Here is a 2,239-nt window from a genome sequence, read left to right as displayed (position 1 = left end):
ATTATTAATTCACTCTTATTTATTTATTGACTTGATCTGCAAACTTGGTCAGTTTCTCGTTAGGACAGGTCATGGATACGGGACGAGATGAACCACGCTTTGAAAGCTGAAGTCGAAGATGCCGGCCTCGATACCCCATGGCGGGGGTCGAACCAGAGCGGCATGCGGGCCTATAACGAACGGCTTGTTCTGACTCTCATCCGTCAAACCGGCGCCATGGCCAAATCCGAGATCGCCCGCAGCACCGGCCTGTCCGCGCAGACCGTTTCCGTCATCATGCGCGCGCTGGAAGCCGATGGGCTGCTTGTGCGCGGAGAGCCGGTTCGCGGCAAGATCGGACAACCCTCTGTCCCCATGAGCCTTGCCAGGGATGGGGCTTTCTTTTTTGGGCTGAAGGTGGGTCGCCGCAGCCTTGAACTCGTGCTCACCGATTTCCTGGGCAATGTGCGGCACCGCGTTCACCTTGTCCACCCCTACCCCACTCCGGACAGAACCGTGCAGTTCGCAACCGAAGCCGCGGGTCAAATCCTCGCCAAGCTGCCCGAGAAGCACCGCCCTCGCGTTGCCGGGTTTGGTATCGCTTTGCCGTTCCAGCTTTGGGATTGGGCTGAAACGCTGGACATTGAAAAGGCTGATCTGCGCGATTGGAAAGACCGCGACATCGCCGCCGAAATCGGCGCAACATGGGACATCCCCGTGTTTGTTTGCAACGACGCCTCTGCCGCCTGCGGGGCAGAGCTGGTATTTGGCAATCAGACCAAGCCGCGTGACTTTCTGTATGTCTTCGTCGGCTTCTTCATTGGCGGCGGATTGGTGCTGGATGGTTCTCTCTACACCGGGCGCACGGGCAATGCAGCCGCGTTGGGGTCGATGATGTTGCCGACCCAAGACGGCAAGCTGCGCCAGTTGGTTGATGTCGCCTCGCTGGTGGCACTGGAACGCGCGCTGGCGAAAAGCGGCGGCGCATACTCCATGCTCTGGGATGATCCTGAAAGCTGGAAGATACCCCACGACCTGCTTGACACCTGGCTGAACGACGCCTCGCACGGGATCGCGCAGGCGGTTCTGTCTTCTGTCTGTCTTATCGATGTGGGGCATGTTCTTGTTGATGGCTGGATGCCCGAACCCATGCGGGCCGAGCTTGTCCGACGCGTCCGGACACACATCACCGAGAAGGCGATCGCAGGCGTCGCAAAGCCAGAAATCCTTGAAGGTTCGATCGGGTCGGACGCGCGCGCCCTTGGCGCCGCCAGCCTGCCGCTCTCCGAACGCTTTCTTGTTGAACGTGACACCCATCAGAAAGGCCCTTCAAAATGATCCTATGTTGCGGAGAAGCACTGATCGACATGATCCCAACCCCGACCACGTCAGGCCGTGATGGGTTTGTTCCCCACGCAGGCGGTGCGGTTTTTAACACCTCCATCGCGCTTGGGCGCCTTGGTGTGCAAACCGGCATGTTGACCGGCCTATCGACCGACATGTTCGGCCAACAGCTTGCCGAGGCGTTGAAGGCAAGCCATGTCGATACATCCCATGTCATCACCTCCGACCGCCCGACGACACTGGCGTTCGTCCGATTGCAGGACGGACATGCATCATATTCGTTCTTCGACGAGAACTCCGCAGGCCGGATGCTCAGCACCGACGATCTTCCCGAAGTGTCTGCCGATGTGTCATCGCTCTATTTTGGCGGCATCAGCCTTGCTTGCGAACCCGGTGCCAGCACATACGCCACGCTGCTGGAACGGGAAGGCAAAACCCGCGCCGTGATGATGGATCCAAACATCCGTCCGCAGTTCATCAAAGACATCGACACATACCGCGCCCGGCTGGACCGCATGTTGGCGCTGGCAGATATCGTCAAAGTCTCCGACGAAGATCTGAACTGGATGATGCCCAAACCCGCATCCCTGCAAGAGAAAGTCCAGGCCGTGCTAAAAGCCGGCCCAGGCGTCGTTATCCTGACACGTGGCGGCGAAGGGGCGACCGGGTTCCTGGCGGATGGCACCGACGTGTCCGTGCCCGCCGCACGCGTTGAAATCGTCGATACCGTCGGCGCAGGCGACACGTTCAACGCAGGCGTTCTGGCCAAGCTTTACGAACTGGGTGCGCTGCAAAAGGATCAACTCCAGAACCTCTCTCCCGATGCACTCAAACAGGCCCTGGCACATGGCGCACGCGTCGCCGCCGTCACCGTTTCCCGCGCCGGCGCAAATCCCCCTTGGGCGGACGAGCTCTA

2 protein-coding genes are annotated in these 2,239 nt (G+C 59.7%); both read left to right on the top strand.

Features of this window, described 5'->3' with window-relative positions; translation table 11 throughout:
- Nucleotides 1-87 precede the first annotated feature (87 nt).
- Nucleotides 88-1,317 carry an ROK family transcriptional regulator gene (locus MWU51_RS17030; protein ID WP_247039762.1) on the top strand — a complete coding sequence of 410 codons (1,230 nt, stop codon included), beginning with the start codon at nucleotides 88-90 and terminating at the stop codon, nucleotides 1,315-1,317.
- Nucleotides 1,314-2,239 (top strand): carbohydrate kinase (locus MWU51_RS17025; protein WP_247039759.1); only part of this gene is annotated, 926 nt, incomplete at its 3' end. The genes MWU51_RS17030 and MWU51_RS17025, both read left to right, overlap by 4 nt.

Source organism: Aliiroseovarius sp. F47248L, from assembly GCF_023016085.1.
GTDB lineage: Bacteria > Pseudomonadota > Alphaproteobacteria > Rhodobacterales > Rhodobacteraceae > Aliiroseovarius.
This window is presented reverse-complemented; position numbering and strand designations above follow the sequence as displayed.